The sequence below is a fragment of the Lacinutrix sp. C3R15 genome, from assembly GCF_018860825.1.
Lineage (GTDB): Bacteria > Bacteroidota > Bacteroidia > Flavobacteriales > Flavobacteriaceae > Oceanihabitans.
In genome coordinates this window covers 138,760-160,601 of record NZ_JAHKPZ010000023.1, presented here as the reverse complement: position 1 = coordinate 160,601, position 21,842 = coordinate 138,760, and the positions used below count along the sequence as shown (strand labels likewise).

Below are 21,842 nucleotides of genomic sequence, written 5' to 3'. Positions count from 1 at the left end.
TTACTTTAATAAAGATTGAAATACATTGGCAAAATGTATGCTCGCCATTTGCCTGCCTTTCGTATTCACATGTATTTCATCATAAAAATAAGCTTCGTTTTTTAATACATCGCTATGATTAATAATCGGAAAACTAGTGGTTTTCGCAATCACTTTTTTTGCTTTTATAGGCGAAAAATAAGAAATCAGTTCTATATTATTAGCCACACATAAGGCTTTTATTTTCGCTACATAAGGATTTGAAAAAGAAACCGGAAATGCTTTAAATTCAGAAATAGCAGCATCCTTATTATTTTTTATCGGATAGGTATAATTCCCTTTGGCATCAAATCTATTTCTTTTTTTGGGCTGTATAATCGTAAACAAGGAAGGATAAAACACTTCCACATTAAAATAAGATACGCCTAACATAGGTAACCATTTCGAATTGCTTATTAACTTTGCTCTTGTACTAGCATACTGCTTAAAATATTGAAAAACATAGGCTTCATTAATATATGGTAAAAACCGATAATCATTATCACTAATATCAGGATCTTTAGCATCAAAACTAGCAGCGCTTGGCGCCAAAACACAATATCTTGTCGTTTTTCCTTGTGCTAAAAAATGTTCTAACATCAAGTACTGACTGGATAAAGCGGTGTCATCCATAGACAAGTTAATTCCTTTTGTTTGTATCACCGAATCTATAACGCTAGTATTTAATGTCGTCAAGCCTGTACTTGCTCCTAACACAATATAATCAAAGTCTTTTTCCGGGATATCATTTACTAGAAAAGAAGGCTTATAAAAAGACGACTGACGCAAAAGCCATAGGCTACCAGCAGACACTAGCGTAGCGAAACCAATAGCTAGTAACAGAATAAAACCGATTCTTTTAAAAAACAACTGCATCATTAAAATTGAAAATATATAAACGCGGACGGATTTTTAAACACCCCCATAAAACAGATTAAAAGCACAACAACTATAGCGGTATACTTATTTAATGCTACTTCTTTTTTATCTTTTTGAATGGCTAAAAACTCAAACAGGAGCAATATACCAATACTTACAACAATAATAGCTGTAAATAATACGGTTTTAGAAGTCTTATAAAAGACTTGTGTAGTGCCACTATTAAAACTAGCGATATCTAGTATATACTGATAACCTATACTTACGCTATCTGCTCTAAAAAAGATCCATGCCATAGTTACCACTACAAAGGTGCCCACCAACATAGGTACTTGTTGCAGGCTTAATTTGGTAGACGTAATATGTTTTCTATTGGATTGCAATAGTAATAAAGGCAAAAACAGTATGGCATGAATAGCGCCCCAAACCACAAAGGTCCAATTGGCACCATGCCAAAAACCACTGACTAAAAACACGATAAATACATTTCTAACATTTTGCCAAGTAGATCCTCTAGAACCTCCTAACGGGATATACAAATAATCGCGAAACCATGTAGACAAAGAAATGTGCCAACGTCTCCAAAACTCTGCGATATCTCTAGAAAAATAAGGAAAGGAAAAGTTCGTTTTTAAATTAAAACCAAATAATCTAGAAACCCCAATGGCAATATCGGAATACCCTGAAAAATCGCCATAAATTTGAAAAGCAAAAAGAACAGCGCCCAGAAATAATTCCATGGAAGAATAACTGCCATACCCATCAAATATCTGATTTACAAAATAGGCGCAATTATCGGCTACCACTACTTTTTTGAATAATCCCCAAATAATGAGATACAATCCGCTAATAGCAAATTCACTATTAAAAACACGTTTGGTTTGAAACTGTGGTAATAAATGCGAAGCTCTTTCTATAGGTCCTGCTACCAATTGCGGAAAGAAAGACACAAATGCAGCAAACTGTATAAAACTATTGGTTGGTTCTATTTTCTTTCTATACACATCCATGGTATAACTCAAGGTTTGAAAGGTATAAAATGAAATACCTACTGGTAAAATAATTTTTAACGTAGCAGTTTGCATTTCAATGCCAAACAACTGCCATGCATCTACCCAACTTTCTATAAAAAAGTTAAAGTATTTAAAAAAGGCTAACATGCCTAAATTGAAAACTAAGCTAACAAAAAGGAGTGCTTTTCTTCGCTTGCCTACTGTTTCTTTTTGTAATTGTTTAGCAACTATAAAATCGACAAGGGTACTTAAAGCGATTAACGCTAAAAAACGATAATCCCACCACCCATAAAACAAATAACTAGCACAAACAAGAAGGATGTTTTGTAAGGACAGTGATCGCTTGGTTACAAACCAATACCCTATAAAAACTATTGGCAGAAAAACAGCAAAATCTATGGAGTTAAATAGCATCGTTAGTTAATATCTAAATTATTTTTTGTTTTCAAAATACGTTCCTATAAATAAATCGGTAAAAGCCTTTGCTCCTTGTATATTTAAATGTTGGTAATCATTGAACATGCTAATATTATTAATTGATTTAGAAAAATCCATATAATTGGGAAGATTTTCTTTTAAAACTTCCGTATTAAAATCGGTTTGGTAATAGGGTGCCGTAAAAAAATAGCAACGAATTGCATTTTTCTTACAAATTTCTAAGATTTCTAAGAGATGTCTGTTTTTTTTATTTTCCAATGCTTTTATGCGAAACGTAGCCTCTTTTTTCATCGTTCCATTAATCCCTGAAAACCCAAGATTTTCTTCCACTTTATCCTCTTTTATAAAAGCCATAGAAAGCTCTCTAAAGCCTAATTTAGAATCGTAAAGCATATACCTATAAAATGGTAGATACTTCTTAAAAAAGGCTAAAGAATCTTGTTTTGCTATTTCATTATACACATAATCTGTTCTTAGGTAAGGCATCCATGGTGTTATTGCAATGGGATCTATAGTTTCTTTATTATAGACCTTATCTACTTGGATAAAAATTCTTTTCACTTCATGTTCTTCCAAGAAATGCTTCACCATTAATTTTATCTCTAAATTTGTTGCTGCAGGATATGCAAGGTTTACTCCAAACTGATTCGTTTTTTCTAATATTTGTTTGGGAATAATATGAAAAGCGGCTCTAGAAGAACCAAAAACAGCATAATCCAAAGGGGTTTCATTACTTATATTTTTCACCCAAGACACCTTACTTCTATTATACCTAGCGCTACTATATATTTTTGTATACATAAAATCTAAGGCTATAAGTACGAGTACAGATAACAACAAAAGCTTAAAAAAATGGGATACAAATTTTTTCATATTTAAAACTGAAAATAAATAAACTCTTGTAGTTTAGAAAAACTTCCAAATACAAAAATGAGTAGCATAAGTATTAAACTTGCAAGTATGGGTTGCTTTGTTCCCTTTAAAGGATGTTCCTTTTTTCTTGTAAACCATTCTATAGTTAAAAGCAGTATGATTAATGGAACAATTTCAAATGCAAAACGTTCCAGCTGGAGCTTTTCCATAAAAGGCAAAGAAAAGGTACCCATTTGTTTTAGATACAAAAATGCGTGGGTTACATTCTCCGATCTAAAAAACACCCATGCTATCATGGTAACAAAAAAGGTAAATCCCATTTGCATACCCTCTTTTATACTTGGTAAAACACTGTTTTCGGCAACTATATTCGTGTGTACTCTATTTTTATTGGTTAGCATAATTGGTAAAAAATAACATGCATTTAAAAAGCCCCAAACAATAAAGGTCCAATTTGCACCATGCCAAAAACCACTGACTAAAAATATAATAAATACATTTCGTATTTGATTCCCTTTGGTACCTCTAGACCCTCCTAGTGGAATATACACATAATCTCGAAACCATGTAGATAAGGAGATATGCCATCTTCGCCAAAACTCTGCAATATCTCTAGAAAAATAAGGCAATGCAAAATTCTGCATTAAATCAAAACCAAACAAACGAGCGGTTCCTATCGCTATATCCGAATACCCTGAAAAATCCCCATAAATTTGAAAAGCGAAATAAAAAGCTCCTAATAATAACGTTGTGGAAGAATATGCTGGGTAGTTATTAAAAATATCATTTGCAAACTGCGCGCAATTATCCGCAATTACCACTTTTTTAAACAAGCCCCATAGTATTTGTTGTAAACCATCGATCGCATTTTTACTATTAAAAGCATGCTTCTTTTTAAACTGTGGTAACAAATGTGTTGCGCGTTCTATTGGACCTGCCACAAGCTGCGGAAAAAAGGAAACAAAAGCAGCAAAGGCAATAAAATCAGTTGTAGGTTCTAACTTTTTCCGATATACATCTATCGTATAACTTAGGGTTTGAAAGGTGTAAAAACTTATTCCTACTGGTAAAATAATATTTAGAGTATTTGGCTGTATATCACTTCCAAAAAAGGAAAAAGCTGCCGTGAAATTATCTATAAAAAAATTATAATATTTAAAGAATCCTAAAAGTCCGATATTAACAAAAACACTCGTATACAACAGGATTTTTCTTTTAGAAGTATCTGTCGTTTTTTTTAAATAATTACCTATCCAAAAATCAACAAGCGTACTAAAAACAATAAGTGCCAAAAAGCGATAATCCCACCAGCCGTAAAAGACGTAACTAGCGACCAATAACAAAATATTCTGTCCTTTTAGAGAATGCATAAAAACAAACCAATAGCCTATAAAAACTATGGGTAAAAAAATCGCAAAATCTATAGAGTTAAATAGCATAGATTAACTGTATTATTTTTTTAATAATTTCATTAATTTTTCTAATTCTATATTTAGTGATTTTGTTAATTTCTTTGCGCCATAAATATTTAAATGATCTTCATTATAAAACATATCTTTTTCATCTTGATAAGTAGTTTCATAATTCATGATATAAACTCTATCACGCTTCTTATACTTTTCAAATACTAAATTTCTTCTCTGTAATTTGGTTGATGTATAATTCTTGTTGTAAGTACTGTATTTGGGTGGAGAGAACAAGATTAAATCTAATCCTTTTTCTTCACATGTAGTAACCATATTAGCCAACAATTTAGTTTCTATTTTATAATTTTCTAAACTTTCTTTTATATGTCTGCTTTTTAAGTCTGAAGCAGGATAACCACTTATATCTAATGTTTTTTTTGTGGAAGTAATAAAGCCGTAGTTATTGTATACGCCAAACTCAGGAAAAACAGATTGTGTCCATATTTTTTTTATATATGCTTTTGGATTTGCTGTCAACAATAGATTTTCAGACCAAGGTACGACTCCTTCATAATTATTTATATCATAATATATATGAAACAAATGGTTTTTATTCCAGTTGGAATTTCTAAATTCTTCAAAGGTATGGTAAGACGCTTCTAGAATTACCACTTTAAGGTTAGGAAAAATATCAACATATTTTTTAAATAGTAAATAATCAATATTCAAAGCACTTCCTCCATGAGCTAATGGAGCAACATCCATTGTTAAATATTCCGGATTAATGGCTCTCCAAGTTTGCGAAGACCCTAAAATTAAAACTTCAATGGCGTTTTTGTTATCCTCAATATATTTACTTTTTGCATAAAAAGTATTATTAGTTCTATTTTCAATTTCAATAAAGATAAAACATAAAACCAAAGGCAAAATAAACAGACTCGATTTAACTATAAATTTTTTCATATTTAGAACTGAAAATATATAAATTGTTGCTCATTACCGCCAAACCAAAATATAGCAATAATAATTGCATAATAGAAACTATAGCGCAATATAATATGCTTTCTAATAAACGTCCGAGCAATGCCATACTGTTCTCTTCTTCCCTGCCACTCAATCACTAAAAACACTAAGATTAATAGTATTAAATAAGTTGGTTTAATTTTTGGCAAAGAAAATAAGGAAACATCCAAAATATGACTCACATAATCGACTGCTTTTGTAATAGATTCTGCTCTAAAAAATACCCAAGCTAAAACTGTAATGAAAAATGTAAATAGCATGCTGAAAAATTCTTTCACACTAGGAAAAATAGTGTTTTCTGCTACTACATTTGTATTTGTTCTGTTTTTATTGGAGAGTAATAATGGTAAAAAATAAAATGCATTTAATGTTCCCCAAGCAATAAAAGTCCAGTTAGCTCCATGCCAAAATCCACTGACAATAAAAATAATAAACACATTTCTAATTTGGTTCCATTTACTTCCACGAGAGCCTCCTAATGGTATATATACATAATCCCGAAACCAGGTAGATAAAGATATATGCCATCTTCTCCAAAACTCTGCTATATCTCTTGAAAAATAAGGGAAAGCAAAATTTTGTTTCAGGTTAAACCCAAACAATCTAGAGGTACCTATAGCAATATCCGAATACCCTGAAAAGTCTCCATAAATTTGAAAGGCAAAAAATACAGCCCCTAAAAGCAAGGTGCTACCAGAATGTGTGTCGTAATTATCAAAAATTAGATTCGCATATTTGGCGCAATTATCTGCAATAACTACCTTTTTAAATAAACCCCACAATATTTGTCGTAATCCATCTACAGCTTTATCATATTGAAACTTTCGTTTTACATAAAATTGCGGTAATAAATGTGTTGCGCGTTCTATTGGACCTGCTACTAACTGCGGAAAAAAGGAAACAAAAGCAGCAAAGGCAATAAAATTAGTTGTAGGTTCTAACTTTTTCCGATATACATCTATCGTATAACTTAGGGTTTGAAAGGTGTAAAAACTTATTCCTACTGGTAAAATAATATTTAGAGTATTTGGCTGTATATCACTTCCAAAAAAGGAAAAAGCTGCCGTGAAATTATCTATAAAAAAATTATAATATTTAAAGAATCCTAAAAGTCCGATATTAACAAAAACACTCGTGTATAACAGGATTTTTCTTTTAGAAGTATCTGTCGTTTTTTTTAAATAATTACCTATCCAAAAATCTACAAGGGTACTAAAAAGAATAAGTACCAAAAAGCGATAATCCCACCAGCCGTAAAACACGTAACTAGCGACCAATAACAAAATATTCTGCCCTTTTAGAGAATGCTTAAAAACAAACCAATAGCCTATAAAAACTATGGGTAAAAAAATCGCAAAATCTATAGAGTTGAACAGCATATCTACGATCTAATTTTTAAACCATTTAGAAAAAATTTCCTTTTTTACAAGGCTATCCAAATCTTTAAATTCTGTTTTAAAAAAATCATCTAATAATACTACTGTAGCCTTGGATGCTTTAAATTTGATAGTGCTTTTTAAGGGATTCAGCTTTTTATGCAATCGATCTATCATGCGATATTGCAAAGGCATTTTACTTTGAAAATCTGGAGTTACCGGTATAAAATTAGAATACCTATAGTTACCACTTTTACGTAACCAACGATTTCTAAGAAGCTGTAATTTTATATGCTTTGGTGTTTTTGTTTTATTCGAATGTGTATTAAAGACACTGGTATCGAACTTAGAAAAATCTACTTCTAAAAAATCGCATACTTCTTGGATGCATTTTTCCTTATTTTCTAATAAATCTTCAAACAAAACCACTTTAATCCTTTCGAACGGAATGTGCTTATAATAGGCTTCTAACTGTTCCGGATACATACTTCGTCTAATAATACTATTCGGATTATATCTTAAAGTATCCTCTAGAGAATATATTGCTCTTCCCGATTTTAGTAAGTGTAAATAATTAGATATCGTTCTTTTGGTAGGATGGCGTAATATAAAAATAAGTTTTATGGGCTTGTCTTGTAAAGCGATTCGTTTTGCTGCAATTTCAGAAGTTAAATACGTAGTAGAATCTTCACCTATTATTTTTGCTTTTTTCTCTATACTTTTAAATTGCGATGCATACCAATTCCACAATAGCGTTGGCTGTTTTTGCATGGATTGGCTGGTCCAAGTTTCTTTTTTAGGGTCGTAAAAATGATAATCTGGATGCTGCAACATACTATCGATATCAAAAAAACCCAATTCATTATGCGCCATAGCAATATCTGGATGACTATGTAAAATAGCATGCAAACTGGTGGTACCCGATTTCATGGCACCTCCTATAATAAAATCTGGTAGATGCTCTGGTGTTTTAGATTTCCATACTTCTTGTGTATTCTTTGCCATACAATCTATTTAACAATACTTAAATATAAGGCTTCATGGTTTTTTAGAAACTCTTCTATTGAAAATTCTTTAATCACCTGCTTTCGCATCGCTTTCCCTAAAGCATTTCTTTCGGTTTCCGACATATTCTTAACGGCCTGTATTTTTTCGGCTAACATAGCCACATTACTCGCTTCAAACAAGTATTCTGGAAATTCCTTTAAAATATCTTTTACACCAGACACATTAGAACCGACCACCACACATTCTGTAGCCATGGCTTCTAGTGGTGCATTGGGTATCCCTTCTCGCCTTCCTTCGTCTTTAGTAGGGATAACAAATAGATCTGCTAAGGCTAAATACGGTCTCACTTCTAGCTGTTTTCCAGCAAAGACAATATTTGTGTTTTTATGGTATCGTTCTTTTAATTCTTGCCCATAATCATTGGTATCATTACCAACAATTAAAACCTTTATAGAAGTATCCTCTAATTGCTGTACCGCATCAAAAAGGATTTCCATTCCTTTTACAGCTACCAAGTTTGCTATCGATAATATGACAAAATCCTCCTTTTTAAAAGCATATTTTTCTAATAAGGCATCACTAACTGCTGTAGCTTGATACCGGTTGGTATCTATGGCTAATGGAAATTTCTTTGCTTTATGCAGCATGGTATGAAAATACTGCTGCATCATATCTTCATTAACCACAATAACTTTGGTGCTTAGTTTTGAGCGCCAAGACCAATATCTATTTCCCCAACCCATTGCTTTTTTGGTATACACATAAGGTATTCCTGCCAGTCTTGCGGCTAAAGGCTCTGAAATATCAGAACTCCAATGCCAGGAATGAATCAAATCAAACTGGTTCTCTTTAAAAAACGTTCTAATTTTTAAAACGCGCTGTAAAAATGTTATTCTAGGCCTGTAGCTTGCTGTAAAAGGAAAAAGATGCATCTTAACCCCTAGTTTTTCTACCTCTTTATAATAAGCGCCCTTATTGTGAAAACAACATATTTCGGGTTCAAAAAGGTTACGATCTAATTTTTCAACCAAATCATAAACAGACCTACCACTACCTGCGGTATTAAAATTGGGTATGGTATATAAAACTTTTATTTTTTTCGACATATAAAGCCTTACTTTAATTTAATAATTTTAGCAGGATTTCCCGCAATAACACAATTAGAAGGCACATCCTTTACTACTACAGATCCTGCTCCTATAACCACATCATTACCTATAGTAATATTGCCTATAATAACCACATTAGCACCAACCGTAACATTATTTCCTATAACCGGAATCATGGTATTATTGTTACTTTTATTCCCTATGGTTAACCCATTTCTAAATTGAAAATTTTCACCAATAGATTTCGCATTAATAACCGTAGCAAACGGATGGTAACATACCATGCCTCCTGCTATTTTAGTACTTCTAAAAATCTTACAAGGCACCGCTTTAGTAAAGCCTCTTTTCCATAGATAGTTCTTACGTTTTATTCTCCAGAAGAAAATAAAAGCAAAATCGGGATAATAAATCATCAAGTGTTCAAACCTTTTCTTCAACGTATCTGGTTGTACCGTACAACCTCTTACTTTTATGGTTTGATTAATATCTTCTTGAATCGTTTTATCATTCACCACGTAACTAGTAAACAACCTTGCTATAAGGAGTTTTTTTAGGACGTGTTTTATTAGAAAAAAGAAACGCTTCATATTAGTATTAAAGTTTTTTTATAAAATGTTTTATATAAAAGGGAACAAGGTAATAAACATAAAATTTAAGTATATATGAAAAAGGAAATAAAATAAGAAGCCAAAGATAACTTTGTAAATAAAAAGGGATCTCTAATGGTTTAATTTCTAACATTATCTCTTTATATTTCACTTTCCTTTCCGAATAACCTTTTGTATAAAAAATCAACTTACCCATACTGCTATATATCTGGCTTACAAGTATTTTGTCAAACTTCTTAGGAGTCTTGTGCTTTGCATAAAATGGTAAATGTTCCTTTACTAAACGAACCCATGTATAGAATATCATGTTTTCATTTTTTTTAGTTTGCTGAATTGTTGAGGCATGATGCTTAAAGTACAAATACACATAGGTGTCTAAAAAAGCTACATTGCTTGTCATACCTAGTTTAATATCTAAAGCAGTATCTTGACCTATACGCAACTCTTCATTATAGAGACCAATTTCCTTAAATATTTTCTTTCTATATAAAAAAGCTGGAGGTCCAACTACATTTTTTAAACTAGAAAACCAATGAACACCCCAAAATGGTTTTTCTTTAAAAATAACATTATGTGTTTCATCTTTAGGCTTAATTGTTTCCGCTATACCTTTGTATGATTTCACCATTTTACCAAATACCGCATCCACTTTTGGATGACCATCTAAAACAGCAAGCATTTTATGCAATGCTTCCGGATATATTTCATCATCTACATCAAAAATATACACATAGCTTCCTATAGCTTTTTCAATTCCTAAATTTCTGGCTGGCGCAGCGCCTTGTTTGGGTTGTTTAAAAAGTTTTACCCGAGTATCTTTTGCTATTAGTTTTTGTATGTTTTGTACCGAAGCATCTTTAGAGTTGTTGTCTACATATAAAATTTCAAAATCTTCTATTTGTTGATTGATTATAGAATGATAGGATTTCTCAATAAATTCTGCGCCATTATAAACAGGAATAATTACAGATAATTGCATAAATTATTTGGTATAAAAGTGTTTTTTCCAAAGGGAAAAAGTTAATAACATACTTACTGGTGTAGAATAATACACCGAATTTACGTTTTTAAACTTGTCATAAAATTCGGTAACCACTTCTTTGGGTATAAATTCTAAAAAAGAAGGATCAAATATACGTTGCTGTAATTGTTTGTCATTTGTATCGCCATAAAACTGCAACTCAAAATTACGCTGAATATACGGATTTCCTAGCACTGCATACAACTCCCGTTTTAACTTATTACATATTCTATACGGTAAATTATAAGGTGCTTTATTGTACTGGTAATTATTTAAATGAAACGGTTTTTGTTCTTGCCAGGTAATATTGGCTAAGGCTTTGTCTTGCTGTAAGTGCGCGATTTGCATGCGTCTATCTGCTAAATACGCCTCTGGAATAGTACAAATAAACTGCAGCATGCGATCGTCATAATACGGTAAAGTAATAGAATGTGCTTCGGCAAAGACACTTAAATTCGTGGTGGTCCAACGGTGTGCCCATTGCGAGGTTTTAAAAGCACGCACACGAGCACTAATGTTATCTATTTTAATGGTAGACAAACTCTTTTCTATTCTAGATATGAGATAGGGCTTAAAAGCACCTGCTAAACCCCAAGACTTCCAGAGTGCTTCTGCAAATTCTAATCCGCCAGGTTTTAGCATTTTTTTTAATAAAAGCGGAATGACATCTGCTTCTTTAATATCCTCGGGAGCACCTCTATCAAAGAGTACATCTCCCCAATGCCCAAGAGCGAAAACACCTTCTTTCTGTTTCAATGCGGGCAATACTGCCATTTGACGTGCATGGGTAAATTCTGCAAAACAACCATTTATTTGTGCTAATGCATCTATATCCTTCCATAAATACCCTTTAGGAATGGTAAAGGCTTCAAATTCAAATCCGCAAACTTTTGCTATTTTTTCACTTATTTTATGTTCAGGAAAACCTCCAGGAAAAGAATAACTATAGGCCTGTACTTTATTTTTTAGTCCTTTAAAAATAAGTGCCTGGCTCCTACTATCCAATCCACCAGAGATTGGTAAAATAACAGGGCAATCACCTACTTGCTCTTTGGTTATAGTAGTTAACAAATCTACATATTCTTTTAAAGCTTGATCAAAAGAGATGTCTCTTGGGGTATAATGCCAATGAAACCATGGTTCTCTATTTATAAGAAATCCTTCCGCATCTAGGGTATGCTTATGTGCAGGTAATAAACAAACTTCGTCTTTAAAATAGGTGTCTTCATCCATAAAAAAACCAGTAGCTGCATAAATACAAATAGCTTCTTTGTGTAGTGTATGCGGTACATTTCGTTTTATAAACGTTTGTTTAGTAGGTAATATAGGGGTTTTAAGAAGCTTCATATATTAATAACGAATATAGTATTATTCAAGGAAGAAGAAAAATCATTTATTACTAATTATTTTCTATTTTAATATATGAGTAAACGGTTTATTACTTTTAAAACTATAGGTTCTAAATGTTTAAACAAGGTAATAAAGGGGAACGAAACAAGCACTAAAGCAAGCCTTATTTTTAAACGCAACACCAATGACAATTTACTACCATATGATTTATACGCTAAAAGCACCTCCTTTTTATTGATTATATACAGTTCTTTATCTAAAAAACGTAATAAAACAAGGTTTTTTAAAATTTTACCAAAATACTTAGACATTAAATTATTTGGCAATAATTGCAATGAAACAATTAGTGTCTGTATCATATGTGCTTTTTTAGCAGCATCATTAATAGCACTATACACACCACCTTCATGCAAACGATAGGCAGCGGTTACTTCATTTAATAGCTTTATGTTACCTAATCTAGATTGCCACAGCAACATAACGCTATCTACCCCTGGCGCAGAAGGCAAACTACTAAAATCTCTGTTTTTAAATACACGGGTTAGTGTTGGTGCCCAATTAGGCAAGTTATGTATAGTAAAAACATCGGTTAGGCTTGGTTTAAAAAGTGCTTCTTTAGTTACCTGATTTAAGTTATCCACTATTTTAATATTGGTAAAACACACCTCGTAGTCTGGGTTGGCTTCTAAAAAATCAACCTGCTTTTGCAGTTTTAATGGGTCTACCCAATAATCATCCCCTTCGCATAAGGCTATATATTTTGCTTTACATGCATCTAATACAAACATAAAATTAGCATACATCCCTTTGTTTTTGGTATGCGAATAATAGGTAATAAGATTCCCTTTTTCGTGATTTTTTATTAGATTTTCTACCACAGTATCTGTAGCATCAGGAGAGCAATCGTTAGCGATTATTACTTCAAAATCGAAGGAAGTTTGCTGCATTAAAACACTTTCTATAGTCTGCTGAATAAATTTTTCATGACCATAAGTAATCATACAAATACTTACTAGTGCTTTAGCCATACTAAAATATCAAAGGTTTCAATTGTTTTTTTACTACTGCGGGTACACCTGCAACCATACAATTATCTGGAACATCTTTAGTTACCACTGCTCCTGCTGCAACAATTACATTTTGACCAATTACAATATCTGGCAATATAGTAGCATGACTTCCAATTTGAGAAAAAGCACCTATACAACAACGTCCTAACAATATTGCTCCCGGAGAAATTTCTACAAAATCACCTACCTGCACATCATGAGTTAATACTGCATTATAATAAACTATTACTCCATCTCCTATGGAAACATCGTTAGACAGTATTGCTTGATCCAAAATATTGGCTCCTGTACCTATATTTTTAACATATGTTCCTATAATTGATTGCGTACTAATGGTACTTGTAAACTTTCCTCCTAATTCTTTAAATCTCTCAAATAGCATTTTTCGTAAAATAGGGTTTCCAATCCCTAAAGTAAATCTACTATCTATTTTTTCAAAATATATTTTAGCCTCTTCTAAAGTTTTCAATATAGAAAATTTATCATATAAAATATTAGCTTCATATAAATTAACATCATCATAAAAGGCTAGATTTTCTACATCTTCTAATTGACACATAACTTCTAAAACCTCTTTCGCAAAACCTTTTGCTCCTACAATTAGCATAGATTCGTTTTTATTATATTAATAATTCTTTCCACATCTTTAGCTGCAAGACCTACATATAGTGGCAAACATAAAACAGAAGCTGCTATTTTTCGGGATATTACACAAGCTTCAGCCTTTACATAAGGTAAGGTATCTAAACTAGGGTAAAAATAACGTCTTGGGTGTATATTTTCTGTTTCTAAAGCTTGTTTTACTTTTAATAATTGGGCTTCATTTTTAAAAATCACAGGATAATAGCAAGAATTCCATTGGGTGTGTTCTCTAATTTTTAACACTTGCAAATCGCTTTTAGCAAATGCATCCTTATAGGCATCTGCTACTTTTTTTCTTTCCTTTAATATGGTTTCAAAATAAGGAAAAACAGCTAATCCCATAGCGGCCTGCGGCTCACTCATCTTTGCATTAATACCTAAACCTTGAAAAGCCTCTGGCCCATCATGCCCAAAGTTATGGTGGTAAAATAATTTATCATGTACTGCCTTATTATTCGCAAACATAGCACCACCTTCTCCAGTATGAAAAAGCTTCGTAGCATGAAAACTGCAGGTACTTACATCGCCATAGTTAAACATACTTTTCCCTTTATATTCTACACCAAAAGAATGGGCTGCATCATAGATTACTTTTAAATTGTGCTTTATTGCAATCGCTTCAATAGCTTCCACATGACAAGGGTTTCCAAAAACGTGTGTTGCTAAAATTGCGGATGTATTTGGAGTTATTGCAGCTTCTATTTTGGTTTCATCTATGGTTAAATATTTATCATGTATATCAACAAAAACGGGTATACAACCTTCCCAAACAATACTACTTGTAGTGGCTACATAGCTAAAAGGTGTAGTAATAATTTCTCCAGATAACCCTAACCCTTTAATGGCTATTTGTATAGGTAAAGTACCATTGGTAGTTGCTATTATATTTTTCACCCCCAAATAGGATATTAATGTTGCTTCTAATTCCTGTACTAAAACCCCTCTATTTGTCATCCATCCAGTTTCCCAAGCACGTTGTAAAACAGCTTGATACGCTTCTTGTGGAGGCAAAAAGGTTTTGGTTACGTTAATCATCTTAATAGTACTTAGGTCTTATTTTCCCAAGGAAAATTATTTCCCTTAGGGGCTTGATTTAAAAATGTACACAATTTAATATAATCATCTGCTTTCGCAACATTTATAACTAACAATTTTTCTGGCCTACTTTTAAAATATTCTTTTACGGTTTGGTTATAATTTATGTAATGTGCTTTTAATATAATCTCGTTATAGATATCTGCTTCTGGCGTGCTATACAAATAGGTATTAAATCGATAGGCATACCCTAAGCCTCTATATTTTGCAGCTTTTAAATCTGTTGCAGTAGGAATACGTTTTCCATCTGCCCATAATTTAGAATGAAACTTAGTGATAGATTGATACCACTGCTCTGCAGAATCTCGTTCTGTTAAAATAAATCTTGCATTTGGGAAAGCTACGTCTAGGTGTTGATACGTATACGATAATGAAAATGGTATATCTTGAAAAGCTTCTGCTGTTTTACAAAACTTAATAATCTCTTTAAAATCTCTGGCATGCCAAGCTTCTAAAAGTAATTCTCCTTGTACTTGGTTTCCTAAACGGTAACCAAATCCTTTTAAAACAGCTTCAATGGTAGTTGTTCCTGTTTTATTTTGACCAATACAGAATACTTTTGGTTTTTGTTTTAGAAATTGCATGTTAAGTTTATAAATATATTAGAATTTAATGAGAACAATATAGCGAAACATATTGTGAGGTTTCGTTTTCTTGTGTTTGTAATACGGTTTCCATGGCATTTTTTTGAAGCTTTAATCTTAGGTCCGCATTGTCAATAACACTTTTTGTTTTTTCTGCCAATGCATTAAAATCATACGGCGAAAACAACAAACCATTATGTCTATCTTTCACTATTTCTGGAATACCATCTGTATCGCAGGCTACTACAGGAAAGCCACACTTTAAAGCTAAATATAAGGTATTAGGTATTCCTTCGTTAATAGAAGGCAACCAAAAAATATGCATATCTAATAATATCCTTTTGTACTCCGATTCGTTTAAATAACCATGTATACATACATTTTTAGTTAATCCTAACTTTTTTATTAAGTATACTATTTTGTCATACTCACCTTGCTTTGGAAATCCTCCTATAATATGATAACGGACATCGTATCCAGAATTTACAAGGTTTTTAACAGCTATTAGCGACTCTGGAATGCATTTTTTCCAATGCACTCTTGAAATCGTTACAATATTTATTTCTTTTTGAATTACTGTTACCTCCTTACTTTGTATAATATCTTTTAAATTTGGTGTTCTGTAAATAACATGTATTTTGTCTGCATTTATTGTCGCTAATGTAATAGCTTCTTCTTTTAAGCTTTGACAAACCGAATGTATTCTCCAAGCATGTTTTAATACCATTATAGCATGTGCTTTTATCGCTTCGCTTAACAATGGTTTTATTGCAATATCATTACCACGTAACGACACTACATATTTTATTTTTTTCTGTATTAAGATAGGCAACAATACTTGATCTATAGCATGCAAATCGTGAAAATGAAATACAGCATCTTTGTTCTTAAAAATAAAAGCATATTTACCATATAACTTAGCCGACTTACTTATTTTAGAGAATGAAAAAGTAAACTTTTCATTTTTAAGATATAAAAGAACACCTATAAAAAAGGCTTTTAATTTTTGTATTTTTCTGTCTTGTTTTAGACAAATAATATCCTTTTTGGGACTAGCAGAAATGGCTTCATTTAACGAAACAACAAAAACCTCTAATTCTTTACATTGCTCTAAACTAGTTATTAACCGTTTATTATACGGCTGATATTTATTGGAAAAAGTAGGGAATATGTGAAAAATCTTCATGAATACATTTAACGATTAGAATACATTTTTTTTATTCTTTGTTCATAAGAAAACAAACCTTTATTAAACATAAAATGGAATACATATAATATAGTTAAATACAAATAGTCGTACCATTTTATATACGTAAACTTTAATAGATACCCGTTAAAAATACTTGTACGTTTATTTACAAAAGCTATTTTTAATTTATCTAAAAAATGAAACTTAAGTTTCTCTAAAACTTCTACAGGTTGATTTTCAGGAAACTCATCTATCAAAAGAAGTTTGACATCTAAAATAGATTTTAAAGTTTCTAAGGTGTAATTTGTAGTTATGGAACCGCTGTGCCTTCTTATTTTTACTAGCACCTCATTTAACAAATAAATACATTCTTCATGTTCTCTAAATATACGTTGTAAAAACGCTACTTCTTGGCTTTTCTTTAAAGATTCATTAAAAGTATATTTTTTAGCTATATCCCGTTTAAAAAAAGAGGTTTGTAGATTTGCTTTAAAAATACGTAAAGCAAAATCGCAGTAAATAGAATATCTAATGGTGTGCTTTTTAGTTGTTTTTTTAAGTTCGGTCAAATCTTCATTATAACGATCTAATAAACAAATAGAAATTGGCAAATTATGAACAACCAAACTTTGCAATTGATGCTCTATTAATGTAGCACACATAACATCATCACTATCAAACCATTGCACATAGTCTCCTTTACTTTTTTTAAACCCAAAATTTCTAGCACCATTACCCCCTGGCAAATGGGTGTTAGGTCTTACATGATATTGAAATCGAGAATCTTTTTTTAGGTAAGTGTCCATTACGGTTGCTGTGCCATCTGTAGAGCCATCATCTACTACTATACACTCCCAGTTGGTATAGCTTTGTGCTAAAATACTATCTAGCGTTTCCCCAATTAAATGGGCACGATTATAGGTAGGTATAATTATAGAAACTAGTGGTTGCTCTGGCATGCTTAGTATTTACCCGACTAATATACAAAGTCAAGGGAAAAAGAAATACTAAATAGAAAAAAAAATAACATTCTTTCAAGAAATCAACAACTGACATTAACCACTTAAAAAGGGAACTTTTAATGCGTTGTAAATCTTGGAAGTATTATAACAGTATTAATTATGTAAAAGAAAAAACGGATGCTTTGGTGTGCGTTTTTTTTATATATGTACACAAAAACTAAATTTTATCCATATAATTCAAAAAATTGAGTTGCCAAAGTAGTACTACTAAAATTCTGCAAAACAAATGCTTTTGCGGCACTACTCATAGCGCTATAATCATCCGGAGATTCTAATAGTTTAACAATAGCTTCAGCATAGGCTGTAACATCTTTTTCTGCTACTAAAAAACCGGTCTTACCTTCTAAAATAGTATAGGGTACACCTCCACTATTAAATGCAACTACTGGCAACCCCATTGCTTGGGCTTCGGCTGTAACAACACCTTGTGTTTCTGCCCTATTAGTACTATCTGTTACAGAACTCATTAAAAAAACATCATGCGCTTCAAATAAGTCTTTAATCTCTTTCTGGTTTTTAGCGCCTACCAAAAAAACATGCGCTTCCAACTTTAGCCTAACTATTAAATCCTGCAGGGCATCATTTAAAACTCCAGCTCCAACAATAGTATAACGTACAGGAAACCCCATATCAATTACTTTTCGCACGCTCTTAATAGCATAAGTAAACCCTTTAAAATCAATAAGTCTACCAACAGAAATTAATTTAAAGGTTGTTTTACCAACTAAATCTTTTCTGTATTTTGGTTTAAAAAAATCCAGATCTATTCCCATAGGTATAACAACTACACGTGCTAAACTACTGGCAGGCATAATAGCATTCACTTGTTTGGCCAAATATGGTGTATTTACAGTAACATATTTAGAATGCTCTAACAATAATTGATAACGCTTTTTTAAAACCTCTAAGGCTGCATCAGAATTGAAATGCGCATCATAGCCATGAAACGTAGTAATAACATCTCCCTTAAGCAAGCCTATAGCTTTCATTTTTGCTAATTCTTTACCAGCTGTAGCAAATTGAACATGAAATACCGAAACATCTTTAAACAGATTATAAAACGCAAGTTGAAACGGCAAAGAAGAGAAACGTTTTCTAAAAGAAACATCCTTAACTTGAAACCAATATTTTAAATATTTAATAATGTATACTAAAGCTAGTAAACGTCTTTTTAATCTAGCGCTTGGTATTTTATAGTCAGTAGTATAAATATCTTTTAAAAGATCATGTTTTACAATCAGTTCTTTTTGTGAAGACTCTGTTATTGGCAATTTCTTTTTTACCAACAATAGTACACTATAGCCCTGAAGCTTAGCTTGTATAACATGATTTGTAACAAAAGTTTCTGAGACTCTTGGAAAACTAGACACTACAAAACAAACCGTTTTCATGCGCTTTTATGTTTTAGCCATTTGGTAATAAAGGTATAATTTTCTTCATACATCTTTTTATAAAACAAGGTATAGTATAAGGTTCTAAAATAAAGTTTCACCTTTTCCTTTTCCTCATAATCTCCTGTAATGTAATCTCGAGTCTTTACTAAAATTCGCTTAACAAACCCCAAAACCCCATATTGTTGTATAGGTTTCCATTGCCTATTACTACTACCCTTAATAAGATCTTTATAACTCCATAGTATAAAATTAGAATAGCTCATTGCTTTACGTAACCGACTTAAATAATCTAAATGCATTCTACCAGCAGTCATATAATGTGTAAAATACAAGCGTTCATCATACCAGATTTTATAACCTAGTAATCGTAATGCGTAACTGTATTCTGTATCTCCTCCTGAGCTTAAGCTGGTTCCTTTTCTACAAGACAACAAATGCACAAAACCTAAGCTTTTTAATTCTAGCCAATGTGTTTTATTAAGCACCATACCTGCACCATACAAACATCCTTTTTTAGTGGTAATATCGCCACTTGCTACTCCTTGCTTTGATACTGCAAAATATTTACTATAGGTAGCAAACCAATCTGGTTTTTCACCTTCAAAAGCAGCATCACACCAACCACCTAAAGCACCAATCTGCGAATTAGACTCCATGATATCAAAAGCATTTTGCACATAAGTATCACACAACCAATTATCATCATCACAAACCAGCAAGTAGTTGTAATTTGCTTTTTCATACCCTAAATCTTGGGCATACGATTTTCCAGGAATGGGTTGCTCAAAAGACAAATACGTTATTTTAGAAGTACCATGCGTAGCCCACCAGGTATCTGCAAAAGCTTTAGTGCCATCTGTTGAAGCATTATCCACAAAGATAATTTCACAAGGTACATCCAGTTTTTGTGCTGCCAAATGCCCTAATGTTTTGGCTAGTCGATTTTTACCATTATAGGTACATAATACTATAGACACTCCTTTTTTAAGCATACATATTTTCTATTTTATTTCCCTAACAAAATCTTTAAAACCTGCTTAAAAGCCTTATAAGCTCTTTTAAGTCGATTAGCTTTCGGCTGCAAACTGGTAGTTTTTAAAACTGGTTGTTTTCCATAAATAAAGTTCACTTTTTTTAACCCTTGGTAATTATTGGCTAACAAACATCTTTTATACAAATCAAATACCGGTACAATATCTAAGCGATTATCTAAATTAAAATTCTTGTTATACGATGCTATTTGCGGTTCGTTTTCCATTTTATAATGGCTATAATGAAAAAATCGTAATGGAGTCTTTTCATTATTAACAGCAAAAGAATCTACTTGTTTTATAATTTGTCGTTCATGTAAATTCCAATTAGCAACATTATACCCCAAATGTCTTAAAACGTAAACATTATCTAAAAATGCGGGACCATACCCCAACCAAATCTGATCATAAAAATAACCTTTCTTTAAATCGTGATAACCATAAGCCTTAACACGTTTGTCCCACCAGTCTACAAAACGCAATACTTCGGGTGTATTATTTACTGCTAAAAAGCCTAAATTATAAATACCTGTTCGCATTAAATCTTTATCCAGCGGATGGCCTACCTCTCCTGTAGGGCTGCATATATGCGGTGTAAGTACCATTTGGTTTGCTTCTAAAGCTGCAAACACCTCGACAAAAGGGGAAAACACTTTAATATCTGGATCTATATACAAGACCTTTTCATAGTCTTTATGGAAAAAATATTTAAACAATTCTGGCTTCACTACGGTACATAACTCTGCAATCCCATATTGGGCTTGTAAGGTATCGATTAATTCACTTAATAAGTTTGGCAACCATAACACCTCATCTGCACCTAAATCTGTATAATCTATGGTATCATTAGGTGCGTCTAAAATAGCGATGATAAACTTTTTATCTGGATGATGCTTTTTAAATGATACCGCTAAAGTTTTGGCATGTGCCAAATAGTTATTTGCACAAATGGTAAAAGCTCCTGTCATAGGTTAATATAGTTTTTTTAAAAGATGTAACCCTGTTCTTTTATCGTCAAAAGTATAATTTAATTGTTCAATATCTTGACCATATTTTTGGGAGACTAATCGTTTGTTTGAATTGGTGTAAAACAAGGAGTACTCTTTTACACGTTTACTTTTATTGGAGTGTTTATTAAATACTTTATCTATTTTCAAGTTTGTTAACACTTTTTGTATGTCTTCGGTAAAGTTTTCAAATCGACCAATAAAATCAGGTTTATAAATACCTTCGAAATCAAAATAATCTGTCTGTCCCTGTAAATGATCTCCCAAATAACTACTATTTGAACTATCGTTTAAAATCCCTTCAAATTCATTTTCCTTTTTTAAAAAACTTTTAAAATCTCCTTTAATTTTTGAAAAATTTTGAATAAATATATAATCGGAATATGCTCTATCCCATGGGTTTCTCACAAAAACAAACTTATAATACGTTTTCCATTGTTCCTTTGTTATCAATCCGGTTTCTAATAATTGTTTGGATGTAGCGTGTTGCATGTGTAGTTTTCGTTCTGGACACCATCCAAAAAGTCTTTCATAATCGGGAGTGTCATGATGAAACTTAACCCCTGGATGAAAAAAAGTATTAATACTAGATCCGGCTGTTTTTGGAATATGTATAAAAATACATTTATGTTTGTGTGATATCATAAAAAACTTTTTCTTTCTAAAATAGCTTTCACATACCATAC

21 protein-coding genes are annotated in these 21,842 nt (G+C 32.0%); all 21 read right to left on the bottom strand.

Annotation, left to right across the window (positions count from 1 at the left end):
- The 21 genes from KO494_RS08510 to KO494_RS08410 all read right to left on the bottom strand — a co-directional run bounded on the left by KO494_RS08510 (position 1) and on the right by KO494_RS08410 (position 21,801).
- Positions 1–897: a hypothetical protein gene (locus KO494_RS08510; RefSeq protein ID WP_215967179.1), complete on the bottom strand. Its 897-nt coding sequence runs from the start codon at positions 895–897 to the stop codon at positions 1–3.
- Complete coding sequence (locus KO494_RS08505; protein WP_215967178.1) at positions 897–2,324, bottom strand: MBOAT family protein; 1,428 nt, start codon at positions 2,322–2,324, stop codon at positions 897–899. The genes KO494_RS08510 and KO494_RS08505 overlap by 1 nt, the downstream gene beginning before the upstream one ends.
- Before the next feature lie 18 nt (positions 2,325–2,342).
- On the bottom strand, positions 2,343–3,221 hold the full coding sequence (locus tag KO494_RS08500; RefSeq protein WP_215967177.1) for a hypothetical protein: 879 nt from the start codon (positions 3,219–3,221) through the stop codon (positions 2,343–2,345).
- Positions 3,222–3,223: 2 nt separating this feature from the next.
- Positions 3,224–4,660 (bottom strand): MBOAT family protein, encoded by a 1,437-nt coding sequence (locus tag KO494_RS08495; protein WP_215967176.1) that lies wholly within the window; start codon positions 4,658–4,660, stop codon positions 3,224–3,226.
- A 12-nt stretch (positions 4,661–4,672) separates the two neighbouring features.
- Positions 4,673–5,590, bottom strand: a complete 918-nt coding sequence (locus KO494_RS08490; RefSeq protein ID WP_215967175.1) for a hypothetical protein — start codon at positions 5,588–5,590, stop codon at positions 4,673–4,675.
- A gap of 2 nt (positions 5,591–5,592) precedes the next feature.
- Complete coding sequence (locus KO494_RS08485; RefSeq protein ID WP_215967174.1) at positions 5,593–7,029, bottom strand: MBOAT family protein; 1,437 nt, start codon at positions 7,027–7,029, stop codon at positions 5,593–5,595.
- Between the two features lie 9 nt (positions 7,030–7,038).
- Positions 7,039–8,031: a sulfotransferase gene (locus tag KO494_RS08480; protein WP_215967173.1), complete on the bottom strand. Its 993-nt coding sequence runs from the start codon at positions 8,029–8,031 to the stop codon at positions 7,039–7,041.
- A 5-nt stretch (positions 8,032–8,036) separates the two neighbouring features.
- On the bottom strand, positions 8,037–9,140 hold the full coding sequence (locus tag KO494_RS08475) for a glycosyltransferase (protein WP_215967172.1): 1,104 nt from the start codon (positions 9,138–9,140) through the stop codon (positions 8,037–8,039).
- An 8-nt stretch (positions 9,141–9,148) separates the two neighbouring features.
- A complete protein-coding gene (locus KO494_RS08470; protein WP_215967171.1) occupies positions 9,149–9,730 on the bottom strand; it encodes a serine acetyltransferase in 582 nt (193 codons plus the stop codon).
- Positions 9,731–9,737: 7 nt separating this feature from the next.
- Positions 9,738–10,730 (bottom strand): glycosyltransferase family 2 protein, encoded by a 993-nt coding sequence (locus KO494_RS08465; RefSeq protein ID WP_215967170.1) that lies wholly within the window; start codon positions 10,728–10,730, stop codon positions 9,738–9,740.
- 3 nt (positions 10,731–10,733) lie between these two features.
- Positions 10,734–12,119: an asparagine synthase-related protein gene (locus KO494_RS08460; RefSeq protein WP_215967169.1), complete on the bottom strand. Its 1,386-nt coding sequence runs from the start codon at positions 12,117–12,119 to the stop codon at positions 10,734–10,736.
- Positions 12,120–12,187: 68 nt separating this feature from the next.
- Positions 12,188–13,150, bottom strand: coding sequence for a glycosyltransferase (locus KO494_RS08455; RefSeq protein ID WP_215967168.1), 963 nt, complete (start codon positions 13,148–13,150; stop codon positions 12,188–12,190).
- A 1-nt stretch (position 13,151) separates the two neighbouring features.
- Positions 13,152–13,799 (bottom strand): acetyltransferase, encoded by a 648-nt coding sequence (locus KO494_RS08450; RefSeq protein ID WP_215967167.1) that lies wholly within the window; start codon positions 13,797–13,799, stop codon positions 13,152–13,154.
- Positions 13,793–14,869, bottom strand: coding sequence for a DegT/DnrJ/EryC1/StrS aminotransferase family protein (locus KO494_RS08445; protein WP_215967166.1), 1,077 nt, complete (start codon positions 14,867–14,869; stop codon positions 13,793–13,795). Before KO494_RS08445 ends, KO494_RS08450 begins: the two co-directional genes overlap by 7 nt.
- 11 nt (positions 14,870–14,880) lie before the next feature.
- Positions 14,881–15,513, bottom strand: a complete 633-nt coding sequence (locus tag KO494_RS08440; protein WP_215967165.1) for a sulfotransferase — start codon at positions 15,511–15,513, stop codon at positions 14,881–14,883.
- Positions 15,514–15,538: 25 nt separating this feature from the next.
- Entirely contained in the window at positions 15,539–16,699 is a 1,161-nt protein-coding gene (locus KO494_RS08435) for a glycosyltransferase family 4 protein (RefSeq protein WP_215967164.1), read from the bottom strand.
- 8 nt (positions 16,700–16,707) lie between these two features.
- Positions 16,708–17,661, bottom strand: a complete 954-nt coding sequence (locus tag KO494_RS08430; protein WP_215967163.1) for a glycosyltransferase family 2 protein — start codon at positions 17,659–17,661, stop codon at positions 16,708–16,710.
- Positions 17,662–17,888: 227 nt separating this feature from the next.
- Positions 17,889–19,115: a glycosyltransferase gene (locus KO494_RS08425; RefSeq protein ID WP_215967162.1), complete on the bottom strand. Its 1,227-nt coding sequence runs from the start codon at positions 19,113–19,115 to the stop codon at positions 17,889–17,891.
- Positions 19,112–20,110, bottom strand: a complete 999-nt coding sequence (locus KO494_RS08420) for a glycosyltransferase (protein WP_215967161.1) — start codon at positions 20,108–20,110, stop codon at positions 19,112–19,114. Before KO494_RS08420 ends, KO494_RS08425 begins: the two co-directional genes overlap by 4 nt.
- Before the next feature lie 14 nt (positions 20,111–20,124).
- The gene (locus KO494_RS08415) at positions 20,125–21,117 is read right to left on the bottom strand and encodes a hypothetical protein (RefSeq protein ID WP_215967160.1); all 993 of its coding nucleotides are present in this window, start codon (positions 21,115–21,117) and stop codon (positions 20,125–20,127) included.
- 3 nt (positions 21,118–21,120) lie between these two features.
- Positions 21,121–21,801: a sulfotransferase family 2 domain-containing protein gene (locus tag KO494_RS08410; protein WP_215967159.1), complete on the bottom strand. Its 681-nt coding sequence runs from the start codon at positions 21,799–21,801 to the stop codon at positions 21,121–21,123.
- Between the last annotated feature and the right edge of the window lie 41 nt (positions 21,802–21,842).

What these genes read in the sequence shown, in the direction of transcription:
- KO494_RS08510 (WP_215967179.1), bottom strand. Translation starts at nt 897, where the DNA reads ATGATGCAGTTGTTTTTTAAAAGAATCGGTTTTATTCTGTTACTAGCT.
- KO494_RS08505 (WP_215967178.1), bottom strand. Translation starts at nt 2,324, where the DNA reads ATGCTATTTAACTCCATAGATTTTGCTGTTTTTCTGCCAATAGTTTTT.
- KO494_RS08500 (WP_215967177.1), bottom strand. Translation starts at nt 3,221, where the DNA reads ATGAAAAAATTTGTATCCCATTTTTTTAAGCTTTTGTTGTTATCTGTA.
- KO494_RS08495 (WP_215967176.1), bottom strand. Translation starts at nt 4,660, where the DNA reads ATGCTATTTAACTCTATAGATTTTGCGATTTTTTTACCCATAGTTTTT.
- KO494_RS08490 (WP_215967175.1), bottom strand. Translation starts at nt 5,590, where the DNA reads ATGAAAAAATTTATAGTTAAATCGAGTCTGTTTATTTTGCCTTTGGTT.
- KO494_RS08485 (WP_215967174.1), bottom strand. Translation starts at nt 7,029, where the DNA reads ATGCTGTTCAACTCTATAGATTTTGCGATTTTTTTACCCATAGTTTTT.
- KO494_RS08480 (WP_215967173.1), bottom strand. Translation starts at nt 8,031, where the DNA reads ATGGCAAAGAATACACAAGAAGTATGGAAATCTAAAACACCAGAGCAT.
- KO494_RS08475 (WP_215967172.1), bottom strand. Translation starts at nt 9,140, where the DNA reads ATGTCGAAAAAAATAAAAGTTTTATATACCATACCCAATTTTAATACC.
- KO494_RS08470 (WP_215967171.1), bottom strand. Translation starts at nt 9,730, where the DNA reads ATGAAGCGTTTCTTTTTTCTAATAAAACACGTCCTAAAAAAACTCCTT.
- KO494_RS08465 (WP_215967170.1), bottom strand. Translation starts at nt 10,730, where the DNA reads ATGCAATTATCTGTAATTATTCCTGTTTATAATGGCGCAGAATTTATT.
- KO494_RS08460 (WP_215967169.1), bottom strand. Translation starts at nt 12,119, where the DNA reads ATGAAGCTTCTTAAAACCCCTATATTACCTACTAAACAAACGTTTATA.
- KO494_RS08455 (WP_215967168.1), bottom strand. Translation starts at nt 13,150, where the DNA reads ATGGCTAAAGCACTAGTAAGTATTTGTATGATTACTTATGGTCATGAA.
- KO494_RS08450 (WP_215967167.1), bottom strand. Translation starts at nt 13,799, where the DNA reads ATGCTAATTGTAGGAGCAAAAGGTTTTGCGAAAGAGGTTTTAGAAGTT.
- KO494_RS08445 (WP_215967166.1), bottom strand. Translation starts at nt 14,869, where the DNA reads ATGATTAACGTAACCAAAACCTTTTTGCCTCCACAAGAAGCGTATCAA.
- KO494_RS08440 (WP_215967165.1), bottom strand. Translation starts at nt 15,513, where the DNA reads ATGCAATTTCTAAAACAAAAACCAAAAGTATTCTGTATTGGTCAAAAT.
- KO494_RS08435 (WP_215967164.1), bottom strand. Translation starts at nt 16,699, where the DNA reads ATGAAGATTTTTCACATATTCCCTACTTTTTCCAATAAATATCAGCCG.
- KO494_RS08430 (WP_215967163.1), bottom strand. Translation starts at nt 17,661, where the DNA reads ATGCCAGAGCAACCACTAGTTTCTATAATTATACCTACCTATAATCGT.
- KO494_RS08425 (WP_215967162.1), bottom strand. Translation starts at nt 19,115, where the DNA reads ATGAAAACGGTTTGTTTTGTAGTGTCTAGTTTTCCAAGAGTCTCAGAA.
- KO494_RS08420 (WP_215967161.1), bottom strand. Translation starts at nt 20,110, where the DNA reads ATGCTTAAAAAAGGAGTGTCTATAGTATTATGTACCTATAATGGTAAA.
- KO494_RS08415 (WP_215967160.1), bottom strand. Translation starts at nt 21,117, where the DNA reads ATGACAGGAGCTTTTACCATTTGTGCAAATAACTATTTGGCACATGCC.
- KO494_RS08410 (WP_215967159.1), bottom strand. Translation starts at nt 21,801, where the DNA reads ATGATATCACACAAACATAAATGTATTTTTATACATATTCCAAAAACA.